This window comes from Bacillus sp. EB106-08-02-XG196 (assembly GCF_013396335.1).
Taxonomy (GTDB): domain Bacteria; phylum Bacillota; class Bacilli; order Bacillales; family Cytobacillaceae; genus Neobacillus.
Genome location: NZ_JABWSY010000013.1, coordinates 106146 through 131520 on the forward strand (window position 1 = coordinate 106146; position 25375 = coordinate 131520).

Annotated in this window: 20 protein-coding genes, 1 pseudogene and 1 other annotated feature; of the genes and pseudogenes, 3 read left to right on the forward strand and 18 right to left on the reverse strand. The window is 40.0% G+C overall.

Annotated features, from left to right (window positions below):
- Positions 1–36 precede the first annotated feature (36 nt).
- The 8 genes from MLOOGBEN_RS20130 to tyrS form a co-directional block, all read right to left on the reverse strand.
- On the reverse strand, positions 37–1332 hold the full coding sequence (locus MLOOGBEN_RS20130) for an aspartate aminotransferase family protein (protein ID WP_179160064.1): 1296 nt from the start codon (positions 1330–1332) through the stop codon (positions 37–39).
- Positions 1316–2701: an aminotransferase family protein gene (locus MLOOGBEN_RS20135; protein ID WP_179160065.1), complete on the reverse strand. Its 1386-nt coding sequence runs from the start codon at positions 2699–2701 to the stop codon at positions 1316–1318. Before MLOOGBEN_RS20135 ends, MLOOGBEN_RS20130 begins: the two co-directional genes overlap by 17 nt.
- Positions 2689–3879 (reverse strand): thiolase family protein, encoded by a 1191-nt coding sequence (locus MLOOGBEN_RS20140; protein WP_179160066.1) that lies wholly within the window; start codon positions 3877–3879, stop codon positions 2689–2691. The genes MLOOGBEN_RS20135 and MLOOGBEN_RS20140 overlap by 13 nt, the downstream gene beginning before the upstream one ends.
- The gene (locus tag MLOOGBEN_RS20145; protein ID WP_179160067.1) at positions 3879–4535 is read right to left on the reverse strand and encodes a 3-oxoacid CoA-transferase subunit B; all 657 of its coding nucleotides are present in this window, start codon (positions 4533–4535) and stop codon (positions 3879–3881) included. Before MLOOGBEN_RS20145 ends, MLOOGBEN_RS20140 begins: the two co-directional genes overlap by 1 nt.
- Before the next feature lie 7 nt (positions 4536–4542).
- Positions 4543–5199, reverse strand: coding sequence for a CoA transferase subunit A (locus MLOOGBEN_RS20150; protein WP_179160068.1), 657 nt, complete (start codon positions 5197–5199; stop codon positions 4543–4545).
- Positions 5200–5390: 191 nt separating this feature from the next.
- Entirely contained in the window at positions 5391–5720 is a 330-nt protein-coding gene (locus MLOOGBEN_RS20155; protein ID WP_168242528.1) for a DUF3870 domain-containing protein, read from the reverse strand.
- Positions 5721–5874: 154 nt separating this feature from the next.
- On the reverse strand, positions 5875–6756 hold the full coding sequence (gene pdxS / locus MLOOGBEN_RS20160; RefSeq protein ID WP_179160069.1) for a pyridoxal 5'-phosphate synthase lyase subunit PdxS: 882 nt from the start codon (positions 6754–6756) through the stop codon (positions 5875–5877).
- 331 nt (positions 6757–7087) lie between these two features.
- On the reverse strand, positions 7088–8344 hold the full coding sequence (gene tyrS, locus MLOOGBEN_RS20165; protein WP_179160070.1) for a tyrosine--tRNA ligase: 1257 nt from the start codon (positions 8342–8344) through the stop codon (positions 7088–7090).
- 117 nt (positions 8345–8461) lie between these two features.
- Positions 8462–8677: a binding site (T-box leader), on the reverse strand.
- A gap of 146 nt (positions 8678–8823) precedes the next feature.
- Here tyrS and MLOOGBEN_RS20170 point away from each other — a divergent pair.
- A complete protein-coding gene (locus MLOOGBEN_RS20170) occupies positions 8824–11631 on the forward strand; it encodes a transglycosylase domain-containing protein (protein ID WP_179160071.1) in 2808 nt (935 codons plus the stop codon).
- A 37-nt stretch (positions 11632–11668) separates the two neighbouring features.
- Here MLOOGBEN_RS20170 and MLOOGBEN_RS20175 read toward each other — a convergent pair whose 3' ends face one another.
- From MLOOGBEN_RS20175 to MLOOGBEN_RS20185, 3 genes are read right to left on the reverse strand one after another with little or no spacing between them, the layout of a single operon-like run.
- On the reverse strand, positions 11669–12844 hold the full coding sequence (locus MLOOGBEN_RS20175) for an acetoin utilization protein AcuC (protein WP_179160072.1): 1176 nt from the start codon (positions 12842–12844) through the stop codon (positions 11669–11671).
- Complete coding sequence (locus MLOOGBEN_RS20180) at positions 12841–13488, reverse strand: acetoin utilization AcuB family protein (RefSeq protein WP_179160073.1); 648 nt, start codon at positions 13486–13488, stop codon at positions 12841–12843. The genes MLOOGBEN_RS20175 and MLOOGBEN_RS20180 overlap by 4 nt, the downstream gene beginning before the upstream one ends.
- A gap of 30 nt (positions 13489–13518) precedes the next feature.
- Positions 13519–14151, reverse strand: coding sequence for a GNAT family N-acetyltransferase (locus MLOOGBEN_RS20185; protein ID WP_179160074.1), 633 nt, complete (start codon positions 14149–14151; stop codon positions 13519–13521).
- A gap of 201 nt (positions 14152–14352) precedes the next feature.
- Between MLOOGBEN_RS20185 and acsA the strand changes: the two genes are divergently transcribed.
- Entirely contained in the window at positions 14353–16071 is a 1719-nt protein-coding gene (acsA, locus tag MLOOGBEN_RS20190; protein ID WP_179160075.1) for an acetate--CoA ligase, read from the forward strand.
- A gap of 44 nt (positions 16072–16115) precedes the next feature.
- Here acsA and ccpA read toward each other — a convergent pair whose 3' ends face one another.
- From ccpA to MLOOGBEN_RS20215, 5 genes are all read right to left on the reverse strand, one after another.
- Positions 16116–17114 carry a catabolite control protein A gene (ccpA, locus tag MLOOGBEN_RS20195; RefSeq protein ID WP_179160076.1) on the reverse strand — a complete coding sequence of 333 codons (999 nt, stop codon included), beginning with the start codon at positions 17112–17114 and terminating at the stop codon, positions 16116–16118.
- Positions 17115–17339: 225 nt separating this feature from the next.
- The gene (locus MLOOGBEN_RS20200) at positions 17340–18416 is read right to left on the reverse strand and encodes a bifunctional 3-deoxy-7-phosphoheptulonate synthase/chorismate mutase (RefSeq protein ID WP_179160077.1); all 1077 of its coding nucleotides are present in this window, start codon (positions 18414–18416) and stop codon (positions 17340–17342) included.
- A gap of 232 nt (positions 18417–18648) precedes the next feature.
- Positions 18649–18981 carry a bacillithiol system redox-active protein YtxJ gene (ytxJ, locus tag MLOOGBEN_RS20205; protein WP_179160078.1) on the reverse strand — a complete coding sequence of 111 codons (333 nt, stop codon included), beginning with the start codon at positions 18979–18981 and terminating at the stop codon, positions 18649–18651.
- An 88-nt stretch (positions 18982–19069) separates the two neighbouring features.
- Complete coding sequence (locus tag MLOOGBEN_RS20210; RefSeq protein ID WP_179160079.1) at positions 19070–19435, reverse strand: YtxH domain-containing protein; 366 nt, start codon at positions 19433–19435, stop codon at positions 19070–19072.
- A 218-nt stretch (positions 19436–19653) separates the two neighbouring features.
- The gene (locus MLOOGBEN_RS20215) at positions 19654–20115 is read right to left on the reverse strand and encodes a DUF948 domain-containing protein (RefSeq protein WP_179160080.1); all 462 of its coding nucleotides are present in this window, start codon (positions 20113–20115) and stop codon (positions 19654–19656) included.
- 217 nt (positions 20116–20332) lie between these two features.
- Between MLOOGBEN_RS20215 and MLOOGBEN_RS20220 the strand changes: the two genes are divergently transcribed.
- Positions 20333–21448 carry an aminopeptidase gene (locus tag MLOOGBEN_RS20220; RefSeq protein WP_179160081.1) on the forward strand — a complete coding sequence of 372 codons (1116 nt, stop codon included), beginning with the start codon at positions 20333–20335 and terminating at the stop codon, positions 21446–21448.
- 44 nt (positions 21449–21492) lie between these two features.
- Here the strand turns inward: MLOOGBEN_RS20220 and murC are convergent, their stop codons facing one another.
- A complete protein-coding gene (murC, locus tag MLOOGBEN_RS20225) occupies positions 21493–22794 on the reverse strand; it encodes a UDP-N-acetylmuramate--L-alanine ligase (RefSeq protein WP_179160082.1) in 1302 nt (433 codons plus the stop codon).
- A 360-nt stretch (positions 22795–23154) separates the two neighbouring features.
- Positions 23155–25176, reverse strand: a pseudogene (locus tag MLOOGBEN_RS20230) (DNA translocase FtsK); the annotation flags it as partial.
- Positions 25177–25375 lie beyond the last annotated feature (199 nt).

Consider the following 25375-nt stretch of genomic DNA (forward strand, 5'->3'; position numbering starts at 1 on the left):
TGACCTCCTTTTTCGTTCTATACTGAGAAATCAAAATTAGTTTTCGGATATAGTTTCTGTTATCACATCTTCTAAAATCGTTAATCCTATATCTAGCACATCTTCTTGAATATTAAGAGGCAGCATTAATCGGATCGTTTGACCACTTACACCACAGTTCATAATGAGCAAGCCATTTTCCAGTGCTTTCGATTTAATTTTCGGCACAAAGAAAGCAGCAGATTCCGAATCGAATTCGATACCAATCATCATGCCGATTCCTCGAACTTCAACAATGCCTGGTAAATGTCCTACAGAGTTATGAAGTCGGCCGACAATCTCGGCACCAAGTTTAGCACTGCGTTCTACTAACTTCTCTTCCTCAATGACCTCTATATTTGCCAATGCCGCAGCACAAGAAATTGGATTTCCTCCAAATGTCGAACCATGACCAGCAGTCGGCCATTTTTCATGAAGCTCACGACTTGCTACAATAGCACCAAGAGGCATGCCGCCGGAGAGAGCTTTTGCCAATACTAAAATATCAGGAGTCACATTCGCATGCTCTGCCGCAAACATTTTGCCTGTACGGCCAAATCCTGTTTGTACTTCGTCAAAAATCAGCAGAATGCCGTGTTCCTCTGTAATCTTTCTTAACTCCTGCAAAAAGCTTGGCGGTGCCGGATAATAGCCGCCTTCACCCATTACAGGTTCAATGATGATGGCCGCTACACGTGAAGGGTCCACACGTAAATCGAACAATTTTTGAAGCTGATTCAAGCAATACTCTTCAGCTTCTTCTTCTCTAATGTTTTTCAGCTGGCTCGGATACGGATATGGGACGTGATACACCTCACCTAAAATCGGTTCATAATAACGACGGTATTTAGAGCTTGATGCCGTAATCGCTGTTGCTCCTAATGTGCGCCCGTGAAACGATCCTTCAAAAGCAATGATCGCAGGTCTTCCTGTAGACGCCTTCGCTAGTTTGAGTGCACCATCAATAGCTTCCGCTCCCGAATTGGAGAAAAAGACAGTGTCTAGATTTCCTGGTGTAATATGAGCAAGCTTTTCCGCCAAATTCGCTGCTGTTTCGTAATAACCATAGTTCAATCCAAGATGAATCAAGGCTTCAGCTTGCTTTTTAATGGCTTCCACCATTTTCCCGTTCGTATGCCCGACAGCGTTGACAGCCACTCCAGAAACGAAATCGATATACTCCTTTCCGTCTGTCGTCCAAAATTTGGCTCCATGCGCTTTTTCAATGACAAGCTCTGTTACCCTTGTCATAACCGGTGATAAATGTTTTTGTGCTTTTTCTTTAATCTCATCTGTTTTATTTTGTAATTTCATAAATCTCATCCTTTCTTAATTGACCTTTGAATATTGCGAATGAATCATCTAAAATTCTTACAATCTCATCAATTTCTGTTCTCGTAACATTTAAAGGAGGGCTGATAATGAGGTGCTCCCCCTTTGTGCCGTCAATTGAACCAGAACCAGGATAAAAAACTGCACCAAGGTCCATCGCAATTCCATTCAATCTTTCTGCAGCTTTTTCGGATGGATCGAACAACAGGTCCTGTCCATAATCTTTCACAAGCTCTATACCTATTAAAAGCCCTCTGCCACGAACATCAGATATATAAGAATGTTTTTGCTTTAGCTCCATTAGACGTTTGACAAGGTAGGTACCTTGTTTTTTGACGTTTTCCAGCACCATATCTCGCTCATAAACTTCCAATGCTGCAATACCGGCTGCAACAGCAACAGGATGCCCACTATATGTGTAACCGTGAATGAATTTCCCGTCACTGTTTTGAATGAGTCCGTCGATTAACCGATCATGAACGATCATTCCGGCGAGGGGGGCATATCCCGCTGATACCCCTTTTCCGAATGTGATAATATCAGGCTTGATTCCAATTTGTTCTGTCGCAAAATTAGTACCAGTACGGCCAAAGCCAGTCATCACTTCATCGATAATTAAGACGATTTCGTAACGATCACACAGCTCTCGAACTTTCTCAAAATACCCCGGTGGCGGTGGAATAGCCCCTTGCTGGCTTCCAACAATCGGTTCAGCAATAAATGCCGACACATTCTCAGGACCTAGCTCAAAAATGGTTCTTTCAATATCCTTTACACAAGTCCAGTTTTGTTTAGAGAGACAATCATCTTTTTGACGATCGTATGGACATCTATGGCAGTATGGAGAATAGACATGGGCATAGTTTAAAAGATTAGGAGTGTATGCATGCCTTCTTTTAACGTCTCCCCCTGCGGATAAAGAACCTATGGTATTTCCGTGATACGATTGCCATCGCCCGATCACAATGTGTTTTTGGGTTCTGCCGGCGTCCCGATGATATTGCCTCGCCAGCTTCAAAGCGCTTTCATTTGCTTCGGAGCCTCCGGTTGTAAAATACACTTTATTTAAATGGTCTGGAGCCATTTTTCCAATTGTTTCAGCCAGCTTATGTAACGCTTTCGTCTCGAAACGCATGGTATGGACGAAAGCTGCTTTTTTTGCTTGTTCTGCCATGGCCTCTCCTATAGAAGTAATCCCATGTCCCAAGTTAGCTGCAACCGCTCCCGAGCAAGCATCCAGATATTTTTTCCCGTTCTCATCTATAAGATAGACCCCTGCACCGTGGGTAATAATCGGATACACCTTTTTTAAATCACGATGAAACACGTAGTCCTTTTTTATTCCGTCCATCTTTCCACCACCATTGCCATTCCTAATCCACCCGCCACACAAATCGTCGCAAGGCCATATTGCCGTTTTTGTTTTTCAAGCTCATGACATAATGTAGTGACGATCCTTGCACCGGAGCATCCAAGTGGATGACCTAAGGCAATCGCCCCACCGTTAACATTCACGTTGTCTCCATTTATGTCCCATTCTCTTAAACAAGCAAGGCTTTGAGCGGCGAATGCTTCATTTAATTCAATCAAATCGATATCTTCCAAACGAAGACCCGCTTTTTTCAACGCAATCTGGGATGCAGGAACCGGACCGATACCCATTTCTTTTGGTGATACACCCGCTGCAGCAAAGGAACGAATCCTTGCAATCGGGACCACTCCAAGCTGTAACGCTTTTTCTTCCGACATCAACAGCAGCATCGAAGCTCCATCATTTCTTCCGGATGAGTTTCCAGCTGTTACCGTACCATCCTTTTGAAACACAGAACTTAGTGTTCCTAACTTTTCAATGTCCGTCAATCTTGGGTATTCATCTATCGCAAAGTGTCTAATCCCCTTTTTTCCTTCCTTTACCGGTACAGGTATGATCTCTTCTTCAAAATGGCCCCTTTCAATTGCACGTTTCGTTTTCTGCTGACTCCTGAAAGCAAATTCATCTTGTTCGCGGCGGCTTATGTTATATTTTTCAGCCAGCCACTCAGCTGTATTGCCCATCGTGAAACGACCGTATATCTCCTCTGGCTGTGATTTTGGCTGACTCTCCGTATTTGAATCATACAGCGTCATATCACCCATCTTGTTCCCAAATCGAGTCCCAACCGTATAATGAGGTGCTTGTGACATGTGTTCGACGCCTCCTGCTAAAACGACGTCAGCCTGACCAGTCAAAATGGACATCGCTCCGTTAATGACAGCCTGCATGCCTGAACCGCACTGGCGATGAACAGTATAAGCAGGAATCGTTTCGGGAAAATGTGCCTGTAATGCCGCGACTCTTGCAATATTCGGAGCATGCGCACTTTGCTTTGTTTGTCCAACGATGACTTCATCGATAATATTGGCACCGTAACCCGAAGCAGAAAGATTATTTTTCATGATGAGGGAAACAAGCACTTCGGGGGGAGTATCCGCCAGTGATCCACCGAAGCTTCCAATAGCCGTCCGAAATGCATTTACAATTACAACCACTATACGGTCACCTCTTTGCCTATATTGAAAGATTCAGCAATTTGGAAGGGTGCGTCCGTTTTCTGTTGAATTTCCTCAAGGGAAACTCCAGGGGACAGCTCAATAAGATGAAGTCCATCTTCCTTTACAGCGAACACCGCCAAATCGGTAATAATTAAATCCACTTTTCGTTCCGATGTGACCGGATAAGTTAATTCCTTGACTATTTTTGAATCTCCTTGGTTAGATGTATGCATTGTTGTTACGATGACCTTTTTGGAGCCTTCCAATAAATCCATCGCCCCACCTACACCTAGAACACTTTTTCCTGGGACGGCCCAGTTGGCAATCCGCCCAACTTGATCAATTTGCAACATGCCAAGGATTGAAACGCTTACATGCCCTCCGCGAATCATCGCAAAAGAGGAAGCGCTATCAAAAAAGGCTGCTCCTTCCAAAACTGTGACAGGCAGTTTCCCCGCATTGACAAGATTTTGGTCAATATGCTCTTGATCTGGCGTAGGACCTACACCAAGAATGCCGTTTTCTGAGTGTAAAAAAACGTTAACATCTGATGGAATATGATCAGCCACTAGTGTTGGAATCCCTATCCCCAAATTGACGATATCGCCATCCTTCAATTCCTTTGCTGCTCTTTGTGCAATGTATTGTTTCATATTTAAACTAGTCCCCCCCCTTCACAACAAGATAATCAACGTATAAATGAGGAGTCACAATTTCCTCAGGAGAAATTTGGCCTACCTCAACAATCTCGTCCACCTCTGCAATAACCACATCCGCAGCTGTTGCCATCATCGGATTAAAGTTTCTTGCCGATTTGTTGTATATGAGATTTCCTAATTTATCTGCCTTTTTCGCTTTAATTAGTGAAAAATTGGCTCTAAGAGGCTCTTGGAATACATACTTTTTACCATTAAGGGTACGCTCTTCTTTGTTTTCAGCGATTTTCGTTCCTACGCTGACTGGTGTATAAAACCCTCCTAATCCCGCGCCGCCCGCTCGAATGGCTTCAGACATCGTTCCTTGTGGAAGAAGCTCCACTTCTATTTCTTTATCCTGATGAGCTTTAACCACTTCTGGATTTGATGTAAAATACGAACCTATTGCTTTTTTTACTTGCTTTTGCCGTACTAAAACTCCAAGACCTCTGCCCGGTTCACCTAGGTTATTACTAATAATCTCTAAGTCCATCACTTCCGATAGAGCCAAAGCGGCAATTAAACTAAGTGGACTTCCTATAAGACCAAATCCACCTACCATTATTCGAGATCCGCTTTTAACCTTTTTTACGGCTTCTGCGCATGTAATTAGCTTGCTCATGTTTTTTTATCCCTGCCTCTCCATCGACTTTTGTGGGTGTTAACCGTTTGGTAAAATAAAAAACCGAGCAAAACATAAATCTCTATAAAAAATGTCGTTTCAACGAACATTCCTTACACAGAGTTCATGTTTGCCCGGTTTTAATAAGACCATGGGAAGAGGTCATCTTCCCACTTTATTATAACCAAACGTTATGTATTCATTTGCTTCACATTATCCCAGTAACGTTGAACTGCAGCTTGAAGAGCCACAATGATTGCTTGCTGGGATGGAGCAAAATAAAAACTTTGAATTCGTTTAATCAGCTGCTCAACACCGTCTTCAAGACAGTAGCCTATCAGCAGTTTTTGAAAATAATTTTTTGTTAGTTCAGTTACGAATGTGAATTCAGCGCCGATAATCTTATGATCCTTTAGATTCACTTCGAGGACAATTCCAGCATGCTTATACATTTCATACATGGAAGTCCCCTGTGGAGCTTTTGCATATCCTGTAACAATCACCGTTTCCAGTGTTTGCATGCCCTAATCCACCCTTCAAAAACCCACTGAACACCTTTCTAACACGAGTATACGGGTTAGAATAAACAATGTCAATGCGAATATTTTAAATTTTTAAAAAAGTTAAAGCGCTTTCATTATCGATGAAGATCTTACAACTAATTATTTGAAATTCTTACCAACCACGTTCCTGCATACGCGCTTCAGGAGACAGAGTTGAAATCTCAATACCTTTCATTGCAACTCCAAGATTTTTTGAAATCTCTGCAATTAGTTGATAGTCCTGGTAGTGGGTTGTTGCTTCCACGATAGCTCTAGCGAATTTTGCTGGGTTATCAGATTTGAAGATTCCGGAACCAACAAATACTCCATCAGCACCTAACTGCATCATAAGTGCAGCATCAGCAGGTGTTGCTACTCCACCAGCTGCAAAGTTTACAACAGGCAGGCGTCCAAGACGCTTAATCTCAAGTAGAAGTTCATACGGAGCTCCTAGTAGCTTAGCCTCTGTCATCAATTCATCTTCACTCATTGAAACGACTTTACTTACCTGTGCATTTACCTTACGGATATGACGAACTGCTTCTACGATATTACCAGTTCCCGGCTCTCCTTTTGTACGAAGCATGGATGCACCTTCACCAATACGGCGACCTGCTTCGCCAAGATCACGGCAACCACAAACAAATGGAACAGTGTAAACTTTTTTATTTAGATGGTACTCTTCATCAGCCGGTGTTAAAACTTCGCTCTCATCAATATAATCAACGCCCATTGCTTCAAGAACCCGGGCCTCAACGATGTGTCCGATTCGTGCTTTTGCCATAACCGGAATGGAAACAGCCTTCATAACTTCTTCTGTAATTCGTGGATCTGCCATTCTTGCCACCCCGCCAGCTGCACGGATATCAGAAGGCACGCGCTCCAATGCCATTACAGCTACTGCTCCTGCTTCCTCTGCTATTTTTGCTTGCTCAGCATTAACAACATCCATTATGACGCCGCCCTTTTGCATTTCAGCCATGCCTCTTTTTACACGATCCGTACCTGTTTTCATTGTTAATCCCCCTTTGATGATTGTGAACGTATTAATTTTTTTAAAAGGAAAACTCATATAATTCAATAGGAATTATCATTAACCAAAAGGCTTGGCTTCTAAGTAAAAAATGTATAATATTACATATTTCTCCAAATCCTTTTTTCACTTAATACAATGCAATTACTGTGCCAATATTAAAAACGCCTATTTGCTAACTATTTGTGAAGTCAATATGCAAAATTTCTTGGCACTAACATTGTATTTTTTGCACCTAAACTGCAAAAAAAAACCTCTTTAGGATAAAAGAAAACCAGCCTCATTATATCTATGAGACCGGTTTTGCTATTGATTAATATTTAATTAGTGAGTATTTCTTCTTCCCTCTTCTAATTATCGTAAACTGACCTTCGATTCGATCAGTGTTCTGCAATACATAGGAAGTATCTGTAATGCGTTCCCCGTTCACTGTCACCGCACCATTTGTGATGTCTTCTCGTGCTTGGCGCTTGGATGGAGAAATTTTCGCTGCCACTAATAAGTCCACCAAGTTAGCATCTGCTTCAGTTGCATTAAAGGATGGAACGTCTTTGAAACCCTGCTCGATTTCTGATGCAGACAGGCTGCGAACATCGCCGCTGAATAATGCTTGCGTAATTTTAATCGCCTGCTGTAAGGAGTCTTCACCATGAATCAGACGGGTCATTTCCTCCGCCAAGGCCTTTTGTGCTTTGCGTAAATGTGGTTCTTCCTCTACAGACCTTTCTAACGCTTCAATTTCTTCGTGGGACAAGAAAGTAAAGTACTTCAAGTATTTCACTACATCTGCATCTGCTGTGTTAATCCAGAATTGGTAGAACTCATAAGGGGTCGTTTTCTTAGCGTCAAGCCAAACGGCACCACCTTCTGTTTTCCCAAATTTTGTACCGTCCGCTTTTGTAACAAGAGGAATCGTTACTCCATATGCCTTCGAACCTTCTGGCTGCATTTTACGAATTAGTTCAAGTCCGGAAGTAATATTGCCCCATTGGTCACTCCCCCCCACTTGTAATTTACAATTGAAATTCTCGTAAAGGTGATTAAAGTCCATAGCCTGAAGGATCGTATACGTGAATTCGGTAAACGAGATCCCGGAATCAAGTCGTGAAGCAATTGTATCCTTTGCCAGCATGTAATTGACGCCAATGTGCTTACCAATATCACGTAAGAACGTAACAATATCCATCGACCCAGCCCAATCATAGTTATTCACCATGACAGCACCATTTTCACCATCAAAGTTAAAAATAGCCGCTAGCTGCTTTTGAATCCCTTCAACATTTTTCTGTACAGCTTCCAAGGTTTGCAGATTACGTTCTTCACTTTTGCCACTTGGATCTCCGATAAGCCCTGTTGCACCGCCAACTAGAACAACAGGACGGTGTCCATGCTGCTGAAATCTTCTAAGTGTTAAAAACGGCACCATATGTCCGATATGCATGCTGTCTGCTGTTGGGTCTACTCCACAATATAGAGAGATTTTCTCCTTACTAATTAAATCCTTAAGGCTCTCTTCATCTGTCTGCTGGTAGATGAGGCCGCGCCATTTTAAGTCTTGTAATAAATCCATTTGCATATTCCCTCCAAATTCTCTAATAAATAGGCTGTGTTAAACTAGGCTGTTGATTTGCGAACTTTTTATCACAGCACATCAAAAAAATAAAACAAAAAGCGCCCCTGCAAAAAATGCAGGGACGCATATACGCGCGGTACCACCCGGCTTGAGGAATGAATCCTCCAACTCGTAAAAATTAACGGTTTAGACCGTTCCCCGCTACTTCTTTTTCACGGAGAAAGCTCTGGGACGTAATTCACTCTTCTATTTGTGTCAGCTTTCACCAGCCGCTGACTCTCTTAAAACAGGGATAGAAGACCTACAGTAGATTCCCTTCATAGCTTGATTATGAAATTTTATAACTTATAGAATTTTTACCATATTTTATACCTGCTGTCAAACAAGAACTGGTAATATCAGAAAAATGTAGAAGTTTGTCATTTTTGCAATCGTCATTATGCTATAATATATGTGATTTTAAAAGAGGTGATTCTATGAATGATAAATTTCAAGCGTGGATAGAGAAATTAAAGTCCATAACCAACTTGTTTACCCATAAAAAAACAGTAAAAAGTGCACGTATAACGTACCAGGTCTTTTGGAACCTTTTACTACTGCTAATGACAGTCGTTATCCTTGGGGGAGCATTTGCAGGTGGTGTGGGCGCAGGATATTTTGCCTCGCTTGTAAAAGACGAACCTGTTCGATCTTATGACAGTATGAAGAAAGACATTTATAATTATACGGAAACATCGGACTTATATTTTTCTGAAAATGTCTATCTTGGAAAACTGCGTACAGATCTTGAACGGGAAGAAGTGAAAATAGACCAAGTATCAGATTATCTGGTAAAAGCAGTAATTGCAACAGAAGATGAGTATTTTTATAAACACAAAGGAGTTGTGCCAAAAGCAGTATTTCGTGCACTATTCCAAGAAGTAACCAACTCTGCTAATCAAACCGGCGGTAGTACATTAACACAGCAATTAATTAAAAACCAAATCTTAACAAACGAAGTCTCATTCGCAAGAAAAGCAAATGAAATTTTGCTCGCCCTTCGATTAGAGAAATTTTTTAGCAAAAAAGAAATACTAGAAGCTTACTTAAACGTTTCAACTTTTGGCAGAAACTCATCCGGTAAGAATATCGGCGGTGTTCAAGCAGCGGCAAAAGGAATCTTCGGAAAGAATGCCAGCGAATTGACCCTTCCACAAGCAGCCTTTATTGCAGGTTTACCACAAAGCCCCTTTGGGTATACCCCTTTTACAAGAGAGGGTACTGTGAAAAATAATTTAGAACCTGGGCTTTCCCGAATGAAAACGGTACTAAAAAGAATGTATGATGGCGGCCATATTGATGAAAAACAATATGCGGAATCCTCATCCTACGATATCACAAAGGATTTTATTCCTGCAGGGGTCAACCCGCTTGAAAAATATCCATACTTATCATTTGAAATTGAAAAGCGTGCGGTTGACGTACTGACGAATGTATTGGCGAAAAACGAAGGTTATGAAGAAAAAGATTTAAAGGAAGATGAAAATCTTTATTATAAATACCAAACATTAGCCAAGCAAAACTTAAGACAAAATGGATACGAAATTCACACAACCATTAACAAAGATATCTATGATGTCTTTCAAGTTGTAAAGAATAACTACTCTAACTACGGACCTGATAAACCTGAAGAGAAGCAGGATCCAGAAACTGGGGAAACCATTACTGTCATGGAGCCGGTTGAAGTCGGTGCTATGCTAATCGAGAATAAAACAGGGAAAATCATCAGTTTTGTAGGTGGAAGAGACCATAATAAACAGGAGCTTAATCATGCGACTAGCGCTGTCCGCCAAAACGGTTCGACGATGAAGCCCTTACTAGTTTATGCACCGGCCATTGAATTGGGGAAAGCATCACCAGGTACGCCTTTACCGGATGTAGCTTTAAGGCTCGAGCCTTCCATTTCAAGACCTTGGCCTCTCAACTATGATAAAAGATACAGTGGTATCACCTCAGCAAGACATGCACTAAAAAAATCTTATAATGTTCCTGCAGTTAAACTTTACAAAGATATCATTGACCAGCAGCCTGCAAAATATCTTGAAAAAATGGGTTTTACATCTCTAAGAAGTGAGGATTATACCAATCTCTCCACCTCTATTGGGTCATTGAAAAATGGTGTAACCGTTGAAGAAAATACCAATGCGTTTGCTACTTTTGCAAATGAAGGTAAATTTGTTGATGCTTACATGATTGAAAAAATCGTCGATAAAAACGGTAAAACCATCTATCAACATGAAGTGAAGCCTGTCGATGTATTTAAACCACAAACGGCATTTTTAACGCTTGATATGATGCGGGATGTAATCGGACCTGGCGGTACCGCAGCTGCTATAAATAGTAAATTGAAGTTTAGAGCAGATTGGGCAGGTAAAACAGGAACAGGAAACGAATTCATTGACTCTTGGTTTGTTGCTACCAATCCAAGCGTATCATTTGGGATTTGGACAGGCTATGACACGCCAAAATCATTAAATAAGTCTTACTCATCAAGAACGAACAACCTATGGGCTGAATTAATAAATGCAGCTTATGATATTAAACCAGAGTTAATAAACCCAAATGTACAATTTCCTGTACCAGCTGGAATTGTAAAACGCTCGTTTTGCGCCGTTTCAGGTTTATTACCTTCGGATGCCTGCTCAAAGGCAGGTTTAGTTGTAAGTGATTACTTTAATGCAGAGAATGTACCGACAAAGCGAGATGATAGCTTAATTGCAGGAAATTATGTGCAAATTGGTGATAAAAAGTATCTTGCATTAGATTCAACACCAGCGGAATTTTCAGAGCAAGGGGTTATCCTAAATCCTGACTTTATTTCACAAATGGTTGGAAAGAATTTCAACAATCCAAGCCAGCTAATTCCTAAGATGGAGCGTTGGGGTAAGATTCTTGTTCCTAATGATAAAATTGTAGATAATGGAAAAGCGCCAGACGGCGTGACCCTATCACTTTCCGGTAACAATTTAATTTGGAGCGCACCAGGTGATAATGATATTGTTGGATATCGAGTATATCAAAATGGAAAAAAGGTCGCGAGCATCAAAAATGGTTCCAGTCTTTCCTTTACAGCTTCTAACGGTTCATACCATGTAACAGCTGTAGATATCGCAGGGAAGGAATCCGCGCCATCGAATCAAGTAGATGCTGGTGTTATTAGTACACCTACACCTACACCTGCACCTGCACCTGCACCTGCACCTGCACCTGTACCTGTACCTGTACCTGTACCTGCACCTCAATAAAGCAAAATAAAGGAGCTTGGATATGAATCCAAGCCCTTTATTTTTTTGATTCGCTTTTTTTATTACTTCTAATAGGATATAGTGCTTTTTCAAGAGTAAGTAAATTCTTTTCTGTTATTTCTGCTTTTCTAGGGATTGGTTTATACATACCCTCTGGGTCATCCCAGGTAATAGGAAGATTTACTGGTGCTTTTTCTTGCCAATAATCCAGCCAGTCCTGTGGTAAACTTCCATAACAGTTTGAGTTTTCAGTCATTTCCATCCATACAAGTGCCCAAGCCCTTGGAACGACCCTCCAAATATCATAGCCCCCGCCGCCGACTGCAATCCATTTACCACCGCAATATTGATGGGCAATTTCATGGGCAAGCTTAGGAATTTCACGATAGATTTTCATCGTCGCTGATAAATGGGTTAAAGGGTCATAATAATGGGAGTCAGCCCCATTTTGAGTTAGGATGACATCTGGTTTAAAAAACTCAGCTACTTCCTTGAGCGATTGAGTATAAGCATGAAGCCAGGATTCATCCTCTGTAAATGCATCTAAAGGAATATTGAAGGAATAACCGTATCCCTTTCCTTGGCCTCTCTCGTTAACATTACCGGTACCAGGGAACAAGTATCTTCCCGTTTCGTGTATGGATAAAGTACAGACATCGGGATCGTCGTAAAAGGACCATTGTACACCGTCTCCATGATGGGCATCGGTATCAACATAAAGAACTCTTGCATTATATTTATTTTGTAGATATTTAATGGCTACTGAACTATCATTATAAATACAAAATCCAGAAGCTTTTCCGCGAAATCCATGATGCAATCCCCCTCCCAGGTTAAGGGCATGAACTGCCTGTCCTGTCATAACTTGATCGACAGCCGTAAGTGTGCCTCCCACTAAAAAAGCGCTAGCTTCATGCATATTAGGAAATATCGGAGTATCCTCCGTACCTATCCCATAGTTCTCAGCCACATGCTGTGAAAGTTGTCCATCCCCTGCCATCTTTACAGCATCAATGTAACTAGGGTCATGAACAAGGGCAAGTTCCTCCTCTGTTGCCATTCTCGGAGGAACTACCTGATGATTATCCAGGACATTTAATCTATGTAATAAATCTACAGTAAGTTTAAGCCGAAACTGATTAAATGGATGATTACTGTTGAATTTATATTTTAACTGTTCTTCTGAAAATACAAATGAACATCGATCGGTCATAGGGAAACACCTGGCAGATTTGGCCACAGTACGTCATAGCCAGATTGTTTTAAATCCTGGATAAGCAAAGTAGGATTCATCGTTTGCAATCTGATGACAAGTATTTTGTATTGGTCATTCTTTTTATCAGGATAAACGAGTACACTTAAAATATTTGCTTTCCGATTCTTTATTAAACTAGTAATATCACTAAGCTTTCCTGCAAGATTAGGAACCCTAATTTCAATTTGAGAACCTGGTTGATGGGCACCTGTCAACTCAACTAACGTTCGGAGTAAATCAGTTTCTGTCACAATTCCAACTAGTTTTCTACCGTTTGTAATCGGCAGGCAGCCAATTTTATGCTCATAAAAGAGTGCTGCAATTTCCTCTACAAAATCAAGCGGATGACCTGTGATGACGTCCTTTTTCATTATGGTGTCTACAGGGTTTTGCATGTCCTCTACATGTTCGTTAGCACGGAATATAGATGGAGCAGCATCGCGAATATCAGATAAAGTTACAATACCAACAAGTTGTTGTTCTCCATCAATAACAGGAATATGGCGAATTTTTTTCGTTTCCATTAATCTCATTGTCTCAGCAATTGAAACTGTTGGTGTAACCGTAACAATCTCCGTTTTCATTATTTCCTCTACTATCATCCAAAAGCCCCCCTCAACCTAAATTTCGTATCAATACATAAATCGATTCATAAAACGAAGCCGGTCAAACCGTTGAATTGTCTCTACATCGACCCTATTGCCAATTCTTGCCATAAGGCAATTTGCCGGGTGTGAACATATCTCAGGGTCATCCGTTGCATACCATTGGAGGCCGCCCGCATTCATCATTTTCTCCATGATTTTCCGATACTCCCAAACATTTAAACCTGTTCCTTTTAAATCCCAATGCCAATAATATTCCGTCGTAATAATTAAGTAATCCTCCATGGCATCATCCATCATAGAAACAATGAGGAGATTTTTCCCTACCGCACATCCTCTAAATTGAGGAATTACCTCAATAGCACCTAATTCAATTAAATTATCCATTTTGTCTTCCGACCATCTTTCAAGAGGATCTGGAAAAAGGTAGGTCACATAACCAACAATGGTATGGTGATGCCTAGCGATAATAATTCTTCCCTCCTCAAGCTGCGCGATCCCAACTAGCGCATTATGCTGCTGCTCTGGGGGACGAAAAGCAGTAAGATGTTCATGAAACTCATAGCCAGCAAGTTTATCTGAGGAAATAGGACCTTCGATAATTAAGTTTCCATGGGGAGTTTTTAATTCTTTAGCATTGTACGTTTTTCTGTGTTCCATCCCTACACCACCTGAAAAATCATTCGCATATCTAATTCTATTATACATAATTTCTATCACTTTTTAGCCTCTTCCCACAATTTTCTGTTTAATTAGAAAACGATGTGACAATTTACCGAAATTGATAAAACTTTTTTTAAAATTGAGAATAATTACTTTTTGTACTATAATTATCTCATACTAGCATAAGGGGGAAATGGAATGAAAGTGGAAAAGCTGCCAGTAATGCAAGGAGAGCATAATTTAGCAAATTATGATGAGAAGTATAAGAATTTTAGTTGGGAGGAGACAGAAAAGGAATTCTCCTGGCATGAAACAGGACTTGTTAACATGGCTTACGAAGCGATTGACCGCCATGCAGAAACTTTTCGTAAAAATAAGGTAGCCCTTTATTATCGCGATAATTTCAGAAATGAAAAGTATACCTTTAAAGAAATGAAAGAGCTTTCAAATCAAGCTGGAAATGTTTTAAAAACATATGGCGATGTAGAAAAAGGTGATCGTGTTTTTATTTTTATGCCTCGCTCACCTGAACTATATTTTACTGTATTGGGTGCCATTAAGCTTGGTGCGATTGTCGGGCCGTTATTTGAAGCCTTCATGGAGGGTGCCGTTAGGGATCGATTACAAGATAGTGAAGCAAAGGTATTGGTCACTACACCCGAACTGTTAGAACGTGTACCTGTCGATGAGCTGCCATCATTAAAGCATATTTTCCTTATCGGCCAAAATGTTGATGAACAAGGACCTTATATTGACTTTTTGAAAAAGTTCGAAGATGCAAGCAACAAGTTGAGAATTGAATGGGTGGACCGTACAGATGGTCTCATTCTTCACTATACTTCTGGTTCAACAGGCAAGCCTAAAGGGGTACTGCATGTACATAACGCAATGATCCAACATTATCAAACAGCAAAATGGGTACTCGATTTGAAAGAAGAAGATGTTTATTGGTGTACAGCAGACCCAGGCTGGGTAACTGGGACATCTTACGGTATTTTCGGACCATGGTTAACTGGAACATCAAACGTCATTGTTGGTGGTCGTTTTAGCCCTGATACTTGGTACAAAATGATTGAAGACTTCGGTGTCAGCGTTTGGTATAGTGCTCCGACCGCATTCCGGATGTTAATGGGCGCAGGGGATGAAATTGTTAAGAAATACAATTTAAGCAGTCTGCGACATGTACTAAGTGTTGGAGAGCCGTTAAACCCTGAGGTAGTAAAATGGGGCGTGAAGGTTTTTAACAAAAGAATCCACGATAACTGGTGGATGACGGAAACAGGTGCACAGCTTATTAGCAACTACCCATGTATGGAAATTAAACCAGGTTCGATGGGCAAACCTATTCCAGGTGTAGCGGCTGCGATTGTTGACGACCAAGGAAATGAACTTCCACCTTACCGCATGGGGAATCTTGCTATTAAGAGAGGCTGGCCATCCATGATGTACACTATTTGGAATAATCCTGAAAAATATGATTCCTACTTTATGCCTAGCGGATGGTATTTTTCTGGCGATTCCGCCTATATGGATGAGGATGGATACTTCTGGTTCCAGGGACGGGTGGATGATGTTATTATGACGTCTGGAGAACGTGTTGGACCATTTGAGGTAGAAAGTAAGCTTATTGAGCACCCTGCTATTGCAGAAGCTGGAGTAATTGGAAAACCTGACCCTGTCCGCGGCGAAATTATTAAGGCTTTTATTGCGCTAAGAGACGGCTATGAAGCCACAGATGAACTTAAGGAAGAAATCAGGAATTTTGTTAAAAAAGGTCTTGCTGCACATGCAGCACCAAGGGAAATTGACTTCAGAGATAAGCTTCCTAAAACAAGAAGTGGTAAGATTATGAGACGTGTCTTAAAGGCATGGGAACTTAACTTACCAACAGGTGACCTGTCCACAATGGAAGATTAAAAAGAAAAGCGGAAGCGTTATGATCAAAGCGCTCCCGCTTTTTTTTAATTCGTTGATTGACGGTGTTCGATGCGATGTGGAAGCACAACGGTTTGTTCCTCTACCTCTTCTTTGTTCATTAATTTGGTGAGTAAACGCATAGCCACCGCTCCAATATCGTATAAAGGCTGAACGATTGTAGTCAGCTGGGGGCGAACCATTAATGAAAGCCTTGTATTATCTGATGTGATTACTTCGAAGTCTTCAGGAATTTTATATCCTTTATCCTCGGCACCATGAACGACACCAAGTGCCATTTCATCGGAGCCAACTAGTATTGCTGTTGGTCTATTAGGAGCCTCTAATAATTTATCGAATGCTTCTAATCCAGAGTCATAGGTGTAATCACCTTCTACAACAAGTGAATCATTAAAATCTATTCCTGCATTTGCAAGTGCCCGCTGATATCCCCTTAGTTTTTTGTGGATATTTCTTGGCTCCTGTAATGGTCCAATTACAAAGGCGATATGCTTATGACCTTTTTCAATAAATTCATTCACTGAGTCATAAACAGCTTGTTCATAATCGATGTTAACAGAAGGAATCTGTTCAGATTCTTCAATCGATCCAGCTAAAACAATCGGAACTGGTGACTTTCCAAATTCATCCACATGTTCTTTTGTAATATTTCCACTCATAAATACAATCCCATCCACTTGTTTTCCTAGCATTGTATTTAATAAGTGTAATTCTTTCTCTAAGTTTTGATCGGAATTGCTTAAAATAATATTGTACTTATACATGGTAGCGATATCTTCGATCCCACGAGCCAGTTCTGCAAAAAAGATATTTGAAATATCGGGAATGACTACCCCAACAGTCGTAGTCTTTTTACTTGCCAATCCCCTTGCGACAGCATTAGGGCGGTAGCCAAGTCTATCAATGACTTCTAAAACTTTTTTTCGAGTAACAGGCTTTACATTTGGATTTCCATTGACTACACGTGAAACGGTTGCCATCGAAACATTTGCTTCCCGGGCAACATCATAAATTGTTATATTCACGTTAACACTCTCCTTAAACACAATACGTATTTTCTTTTATTTTACAGCATTTTCAATAATTTAGTCATTGTGATATAGTAAACAAACTTTTTTATATGTATTTAATCATACGATAAGAACAAGCAAGTCGCAATGATATTTGTTCTCATTTTCACATTATTTTCGCTTTCATATAAAAAGAAACCTTCTGTAAGGCATACAGAAGGTTTCCTTTCTATATATTATTTATACTCTAACGAAGTTGGATGCAAGCAGTTCACTATAGAAAGTATTAAACTGATCAAGGTTCATTTGTTGTTGTGCATCAGAAAGTGCCACTGCTGGATCTGGATGAACTTCAGCCATAACGCCATCTGCGCCAATCGCAATTGCTGCTTTTGCACATGGAAGAAGTAAATCTCTTCGTCCAGTTGAGTGGGTTACATCCACCATTACTGGTAAGTGTGTTTCTTGCTTTAGAATCGGTACGGCAGAAATATCAAGGGTATTTCTTGTTGCTCGTTCGTACGTTCTAATTCCACGTTCACAAAGGATGATTTGACCATTTCCTTGGGCCATAATATATTCGGCAGCATTAATAAATTCTTCTATCGTAGCAGCAATACCACGTTTTAAAAGAACAGGCTTATTTACGGAACCTGCAGCTTTTAATAATTCAAAGTTTTGCATGTTACGTGCACCAATTTGAATAACATCAATATAATCGATAGCCATCTCAATATCAGCAGGGTTTACAATCTCACTAATAACAGCCATATCATACTCATCAGCCACACGTTTTAAGATTTTTAATCCTTCCACTCCTAGACCTTGGAAGTCATAAGGAGAGGTTCTTGGCTTATAAGCTCCTCCACGCAGCAGCTTTAAACCTTTTTCTTTCATTGCTTTTGCCACAGTTGCAACTTGTTCATAAGACTCAACTGCACATGGACCAAAAACAAAATGCTGCTTTCCATCACCGATAGTTTTACCTTTTATATTTACAATTGTGTTTTCAGGCTTCTTTTTCCTAGAAACAAGAAGAGCTTTTTGATGGTCATCTTTTTGCAAATCTAAGCCTGCCTTAAAGATTTCCTTAAATAAGTGGTCAATCGTTGCATTATCAAACGGACCATCATTATTTTCTTTAATAACATCAAGCATTTTTCTTTCTCGAACTGGGTCGTATTTGTAAACCCCCTGAGTTTCTTTTGCTTTTCCAATTTCTTGGACGAGTTGAGCTCTTTCATTGATTAGTTTCAATAATTCTAAGTTAAGATCATCAACACGTGTCCTTAATAGTTCCAAATTACTTTTGCTCATGATTTGTCCCCGTCCTTTCATAGCATGACAGATCAAACACATAGATCAGATCTGAAAACTGTCAGCTAGCTCCCTTATTAATAAAGTTTTTTAATAATTCAATAATTAGGCTTTATTATAGCTGAAAAGGATTACTTTGTCACGCCTTTTTCTTTAATGATTAAACGCTTTTAAGCGCTAAAGTAAAAGGTTATATAATAATTCATTCTATGCTGAGATTTTTATTTGTTGCCTATAAGTTTTCACTAATTGCACTGGTTAAAGAACGATTTGTGATTTTCCAGTGAGAGGCATTCCATACCGCCGAACCATTCTTAATTAGCAGAGCTTGTGGAGATTCATGTTTAATTTCGAATTTTTCGGCAATCTCATTAGATAAAGGGCGTGAGTCTTGTACGGCTAAATAATAGGCTGGTACGCTTTGATTTGACGCTGAGTATTTTTCATATTCCTGATAAGCCGCATGACTTATTGGACAGGTTAAACTATGTTTTAAGAATAAAAATTTGTCTTCTTGCTTCAATAAATCCTCAAATTGTTCTAATGTATCGATTTTTTTAAGCATATTCAATCCTCCAAAATATAAACGGTGAAGTCATTCTATCACTTCACCGTTTTTGATACAAATAATTCGATTAGTTATCCGAAGATTCTTAATGTGTTACTTTATATTCTTCCTCTTCAAACGCTTTTTTTGCTTCTTCTAATTTTTTTCTGATTGCCAGTTCATCCACGTTAGCTTCTGGATTTGTTTTTTGTATCCCGCCAATTGAAATGTAGTGTTCTTCTTCTGTGTCTACTGATGGTTTTGTTTTTTTGACGAGTTGAACCGTTTTTTCTTTTAGTGTCTCTGCTTGATTGTTAATCGTGCTTCGAAGGTCCTTGCCGGATTTGGGTGCTAAGAAGATGGCAGCTGCTGCACCTACTAATCCGCCAATTAGTGCTCCTAGCAAAAAACTGCTTGATGAATCTTCACTTTTGTTTTGGTTTAGTTCTCGGCTTTCGTAATCTTTACCCATAATGGATTCCTCCCTTTTATAAATGGCTGTGTTAAACTGGGCTGTTGATTTATGCTCCAGGCGCTTCGCTTTCCGCAGGCGGTTCGGGAAGCCTCCTCGGCGCTAAAGCGCCTGCGGGGTCTCCCCTGTCCCGTCCTCCTGCAGGAGTCTCGCGCCTTCCGCATAAATCAACAGAGTTCTAAAACCATTTATTCACCTTAAACACAGCCTTAAAAATACTATCTAGATCTAACTCTTTTAATCTCCTCGGCACTGCTTTCTTCTTTTTCTTTCTTTTTAGCATTCCATTTATCTTTTAGTTCAAGGAAGACGTTAGTCCATTGGACAATTTGAGAGACTTTTTCTTTGTTTTCTTCTACTTGTATTTCAAATGAATCTGTTAAATCTTTTAAAGTACCATTGAATTTGTTTACTGTTGTCCCAACATCTTTTACTGCCGTAACAACACTATTTAAACTCTTTGACTTTTCCTGAATATCATCAGCAAGAGCATTTGTTTTTTGCAGGAGTTCTGTCGTTTCTTGCGTGACACCCTCCAACTGTTTTTCTACCCCCATTAACGTTTTTGAAACACTTGATAGGGTTTCTTGGAGAGATTTCAGGGTTTTTGCTACGTAAATCACAAGCACTAAAAAGGCAACCGCTATCAAAGCGACACTTAAATATAATATAATCTCCATTCGTCTTTACCTCCGCATATATACCATTATGTATTACCTATCTATCGCGGTATTAAACGTAGATAGGTATCCTATATTACTTCAAGATAATTGTCTCATTTTCCTGCAAGAGATTACAATACGTTTTACTCTTAAGTTGAATTTTTATCACTTTCTGTATGAATTCGGTTACAATAATAACTGTATTATTACTTTTTTCATTGGAGGAATCTAGTACATGAAAGATCCACGTATTGAAAAATTAGCAAAAAATTTAATTAACTACTCGGTAGATCTGCAAAAGGGTGAAAAGGTTTTAATTGAAAACTTCGGCCTGCAGCGAGAGCTTGTTACAGCACTTGTTAAGGAAGCCTATCTTGCAGGGGGATACCCATTTGTACTTCTTAAGGATCAGCAAGTAGATCGTGCCTTACTTCTTGGTGCACAGGAAGAGCAATTTAACATGATTGCTGATTTTGAAGCAAATGTAATGGGGAAAATGGATGCATACATAGGTCTTCGTTCTGGTGATAACATTAACGAGCAAGCAGATGTGCCGGACGATAAAGTTAAGATTCATGGAAATACGATTGGTAAAAAGGTTCATCGTGACATCCGTGTACCGAAAACAAAATGGGTTGTCCTTCGCTACCCAACTGCAAACATGGCTCAGTTAGCAAAAATGAGTACGGAGGCATTTGAGGACTTCTATTTTGATGTTTGTAATTTGGATTATGGAAAGATGGATAAAGAGATGGACAGCCTTGCACAATTGATGAACCGTACAGATAAAGTTCGTCTCACAGGTCCTGGAACAGACCTTAGCTTCTCCATTAAGGATATTCCAGCTATTAAGTGTGCCGGCCATGCAAATATTCCTGATGGTGAGGTATATACCGCGCCAGTTCGTAATTCGGTAAATGGTGTTATTACTTATAATACACCATCCCCTTACCAAGGATTTACTTTTGAAAATGTAAAACTTACCTTTAAGGATGGAAAAATAGTTGAAGCCGTGGCAAATGATACAGAGCGTATCAATAAAATATTTGATACTGATGAAGGAGCACGTTATGTTGGAGAGTTTGCCATCGGTGTAAACCCATATATCTTAAATCCAATGCAGGATATTTTATTTGATGAAAAAATCGCCGGAAGCTTCCATTTTACTCCGGGTCAATGCTATGATGAAGCCTTTAACGGTAATCATTCTAATATTCACTGGGATATGGTTAACATTCAGCGTCGGGAATACGGCGGTGGAGAAATCTATTTCGATGATGTCTTAATCCGTAAAGACGGTCTTTTTGTGATCCCTGAACTTGAAGGATTAAATCCTGAAAACCTCAAATAAATTCAAAAAAGGATGTCCGTATGTTTAAGGGCATCCTTTTTTTATTATAAGGTGAGCTGGTTTTCATAGGATTCCTGGAATTTTTGAATATCTCCTGCACCCATAAAAATAATTACACTATTTTGATGTTTCGAAAGCGGAGAAGTATTTTCTTCTGACAATATTTCTGCTCCTTCAATTTTCATTTGCAGGTCATTAATCGTTAGTTTTCCATGGTTTTCTCTTGCAGAACCAAAAATTTCACATAAATACGTCTTATCTGCAAGTCTCAGGCTTTTTGCAAAATCCTCAAGAAAAGCTTGAGTTCTTGAAAAGGTATGCGGCTGAAATACGGCTACAATTTCCCTGTCTGGATATTTTTGATTGGCCGCATCAATTGTAGCTTTAATTTCTGTTGGGTGATGGGCATAATCGTCAATCAAAATTTGTGAGCCAATTCGCTTTTCTGTAAATCTTCTTTTAACACCCTGGAAGCTGTTCAGTTGTTCCTTTACAATTGCAACATCAATTTCTTCATAGTGGCACACCCCAATGACAGAAAGTGCATTTAATACGCTGTGCTCACCGAATGTAGGGATGGAAAATGTATCATAGAAGTTATTACGAATAAATACATCAAAGGTAGTTCCACTTGTGCTTTTCACAAGATTTTTGGCTTGATAGTCATTTTCCTCGTCAAAGCCATAGAACAAGACTGGCACCTTTGCCTGAATTTTTTGAAGCTGTTCATCATCCCCGTAAGCAAATATCCCCTTCTTAACTTGAACGGCCATTTCCTGGAATGCTGAAAAAACATCATCAATATTCGCAAAATAATCAGGGTGATCGAAATCAATATTTGTCATAATTGCATAATCTGGAAAATAGGACAAAAAGTGTCTTCTGTATTCACATGCTTCGAAAACAAAATATTTAGATCCTTCTTCGCCCTTACCTGTACCGTCACCAATTAAAAACGAAGTCGGCTTTGCACCCTTAATGACATGGGCAAGCAATCCAGTGGTAGACGTTTTACCGTGTGCTCCCGTAACAGCGACACTAATAAAATTTTCCATAAAATCGCCTAAAAATCGGTGGTAACGAACAATTGGCAGTCCGAGCTTCATGGCCTCTTGAATTTCCTCATGTGTATCAGGAAATGCATTACCAGCAATAATAGTCATCCCCGGTTTAATGTTTTCCTTTTGAAAGGGGAGAATCTTTATTCCTGATTCTTCAAGGGCCAGTTGAGTAAAAAAGCGCTTTTCGACATCGGAGCCCTGTACATCGAAATTCATATCATGGAGAACTTGTGCTAATGCACTCATTCCTGACCCCTTTATACCTACAAAATGGTAAATAGTCATATAAAGAACCTCCAACCAACGTCTATCTGTAAAACAGTATATGACATCTATCTTGAATTGTTTATTGAACAAAATTGAATCCATGTAATCACATTTAAGTATTATAACATTGTTCATCAATAAAAACTATTTGATACCGAAGTCACCTATTATTTTTTTATTAGGCTGTGTTAAACTGGGCTGTTGATTTGTGCTCCAGGCGCTTCGCTTTCCGCAGGCGGTTCGGGAAGCCTCCTCGGCGCTAAAGCGCCTGCGGGGTCTCCCCTGTCCCGTCCTCCTGCAGGAGTCTCGCGCCTTCCGCAAAAATCAACAGGGTTACAAAATCAACAGTTTACTTTAACACAGCAAAAATATTTAAGATTAATTTATTGTACCAGTATCCTGCAAGGACTCCAAGTCTGATTCTGTTATTAATACTTCTCGGGGCTTGCTGCCATTAGCGCTTGTAATAAAACCGTTTGATTCAAGCATATCCATTAGTCTTGCTGCACGGTTATAACCGATTTTAAATCTTCTTTGTAAGCTAGAGGTTGAAGCAAGCCCCTGTTCAATAATAAATTCACAGGCTTCATAAAAAAGCTCATCTTCTTCTTCGGTAATCTGTGCCTTTTTTAACAGTTCCTCTTGTACAAACAAGTATTCAGGTTCACGCTGCTCTCTCACGTGCCCGACCACAAGGTCAATTTCTTCATCTGACACAAAGGTTCCTTGTAGACGAACAGGCTTTGATGAGCCATTTTCTAAAAAGAGCATATCGCCCCTGCCAAGTAATTTCTCAGCCCCGCTAATATCAATAATCGTTCGCGAATCCACTTGTGATGAAACAGAAAAGGCAATCCGCGTTGGGATGTTGGCTTTAATTAATCCAGTAATAACATCCACTGATGGTCTTTGCGTCGCAACAATTAAATGAATTCCACAAGCTCGTGCTTTTTGAGCAATCCTGCAAATCGCTTCTTCCACATCCGCGGGTGACATCATCATTAAATCAGCTAATTCATCAATGATAATCACAATAAACGGAAGTTTATCACTATATTGTTTATGCTTTATGGCAAGCTCATTAAATCGATTGATATCGCGAACTCCAGTATGGGCAAATAGCTCATAACGTCTTTCCATTTCATCGACAGCCCATTTCAAGGATGCAGTTGCTGCCTTTACATCCGTTATGACTGGACTAACTAAATGCGGAATTCGGTTATACGGAGCAAGCTCTACCATTTTAGGATCAATCAGTAATAGCTTTAAATCTTCTGGACTAGCTTTAAACAATAAGCTTACTAGGATGGTATTAATACAAACACTCTTTCCAGAACCAGTTGCTCCAGCAATTAACCCATGGGGCATTTTCTTTAGATCGGTAACAATCGGCTTGCCGGAAATATCTAGTCCTAGTATAGCTGTCAATGGGGATTCAGACTCTCGAAAGACTGGACTTTGAATGATTTCATTTATAAACACAGGTCGTGATTTTTGGTTTGGCACCTCAATACCTATGGTATGTTTACCTGGAATCGGTGCTTCAATCCGAATATCCCTGGCGGCAAGACTTAACTTTATATCATCACTCAGATTTGTAATCTTGTTTACTTTTACCCCGGGCTCCGGTTGAACTTCGAAACGAGTAACCGCTGGTCCTTGGGTTACATTCACAACACTTGCACCGACATTAAAATTTTGCAGCGTTTGGTTTAAAAGTTCTTCTTGGTATAATAACCATTCTGTATCATCTTTTACGATCACAGGCGGTTTTAACAAGTTCATTTTAGGAAATTCATAAATATTCGAATCTAAATGTATTGGCGGGTCCTCTATCAGCCTTTCGTTTTTAGGTTCTACTTTGACGGTTTCAATATCATTTGACGGTTCCACTGAGAAGATTTCTACAACATTTGAAGGTCCTGCTTTAACAGCTTCCACATCATTGGAGTGTTCCTCTGCTTCAGGAGTTTCTTCCATTACCTTTTCCGGCTGTAATTTCTCAGCAGGCAATGTTTTTCTCCTTTTGCTTTCTTCCCATTTTAACTTATCCTGTTTCAGCATCATGACATTGAAAGGAAGCGGGGATCGTTTTGGAGTGTGCGCCTCAGCAGCTTCTGGGGTCTTTTCCTCCAACTTCGTTTCAATAACTGGAACTTCTTCAATTGTCTCAACTATTTCAATTATCTCTGCTGCCTCAGATATCGCAACAGCTGTTTCAGCAGCAGCCATTTCAATCTCCGGAAGTGACTCATTCTCCAATACAGGTATACTAGAATCAAGCTGTTCATCGAATTCATCTGCAAAAAAATGACTTAACTCATGTTCCACCACTTTATCAGAGACTGCATTCGGTCTAGTAAACCCAAAAATCGGTGATGGAATTTCTGTTAACTGAAACGGTTTTTTCTTAATTGGTGGTGTACTAGTCTTAGCTTCAGGCGGCTTCTTCGTATCAGCCATGTTCTTTGATTCTGAACCACTTCTTTCAGTATTTCTGTTTTCAGTACTTCTTTTTACAGTCCTTGGTTCTACCCTCTTTTGCCGGGTTGCATGTTCAGTTCTCACCATTGGAACTTCTGCCTTCAATTTGAAGTGA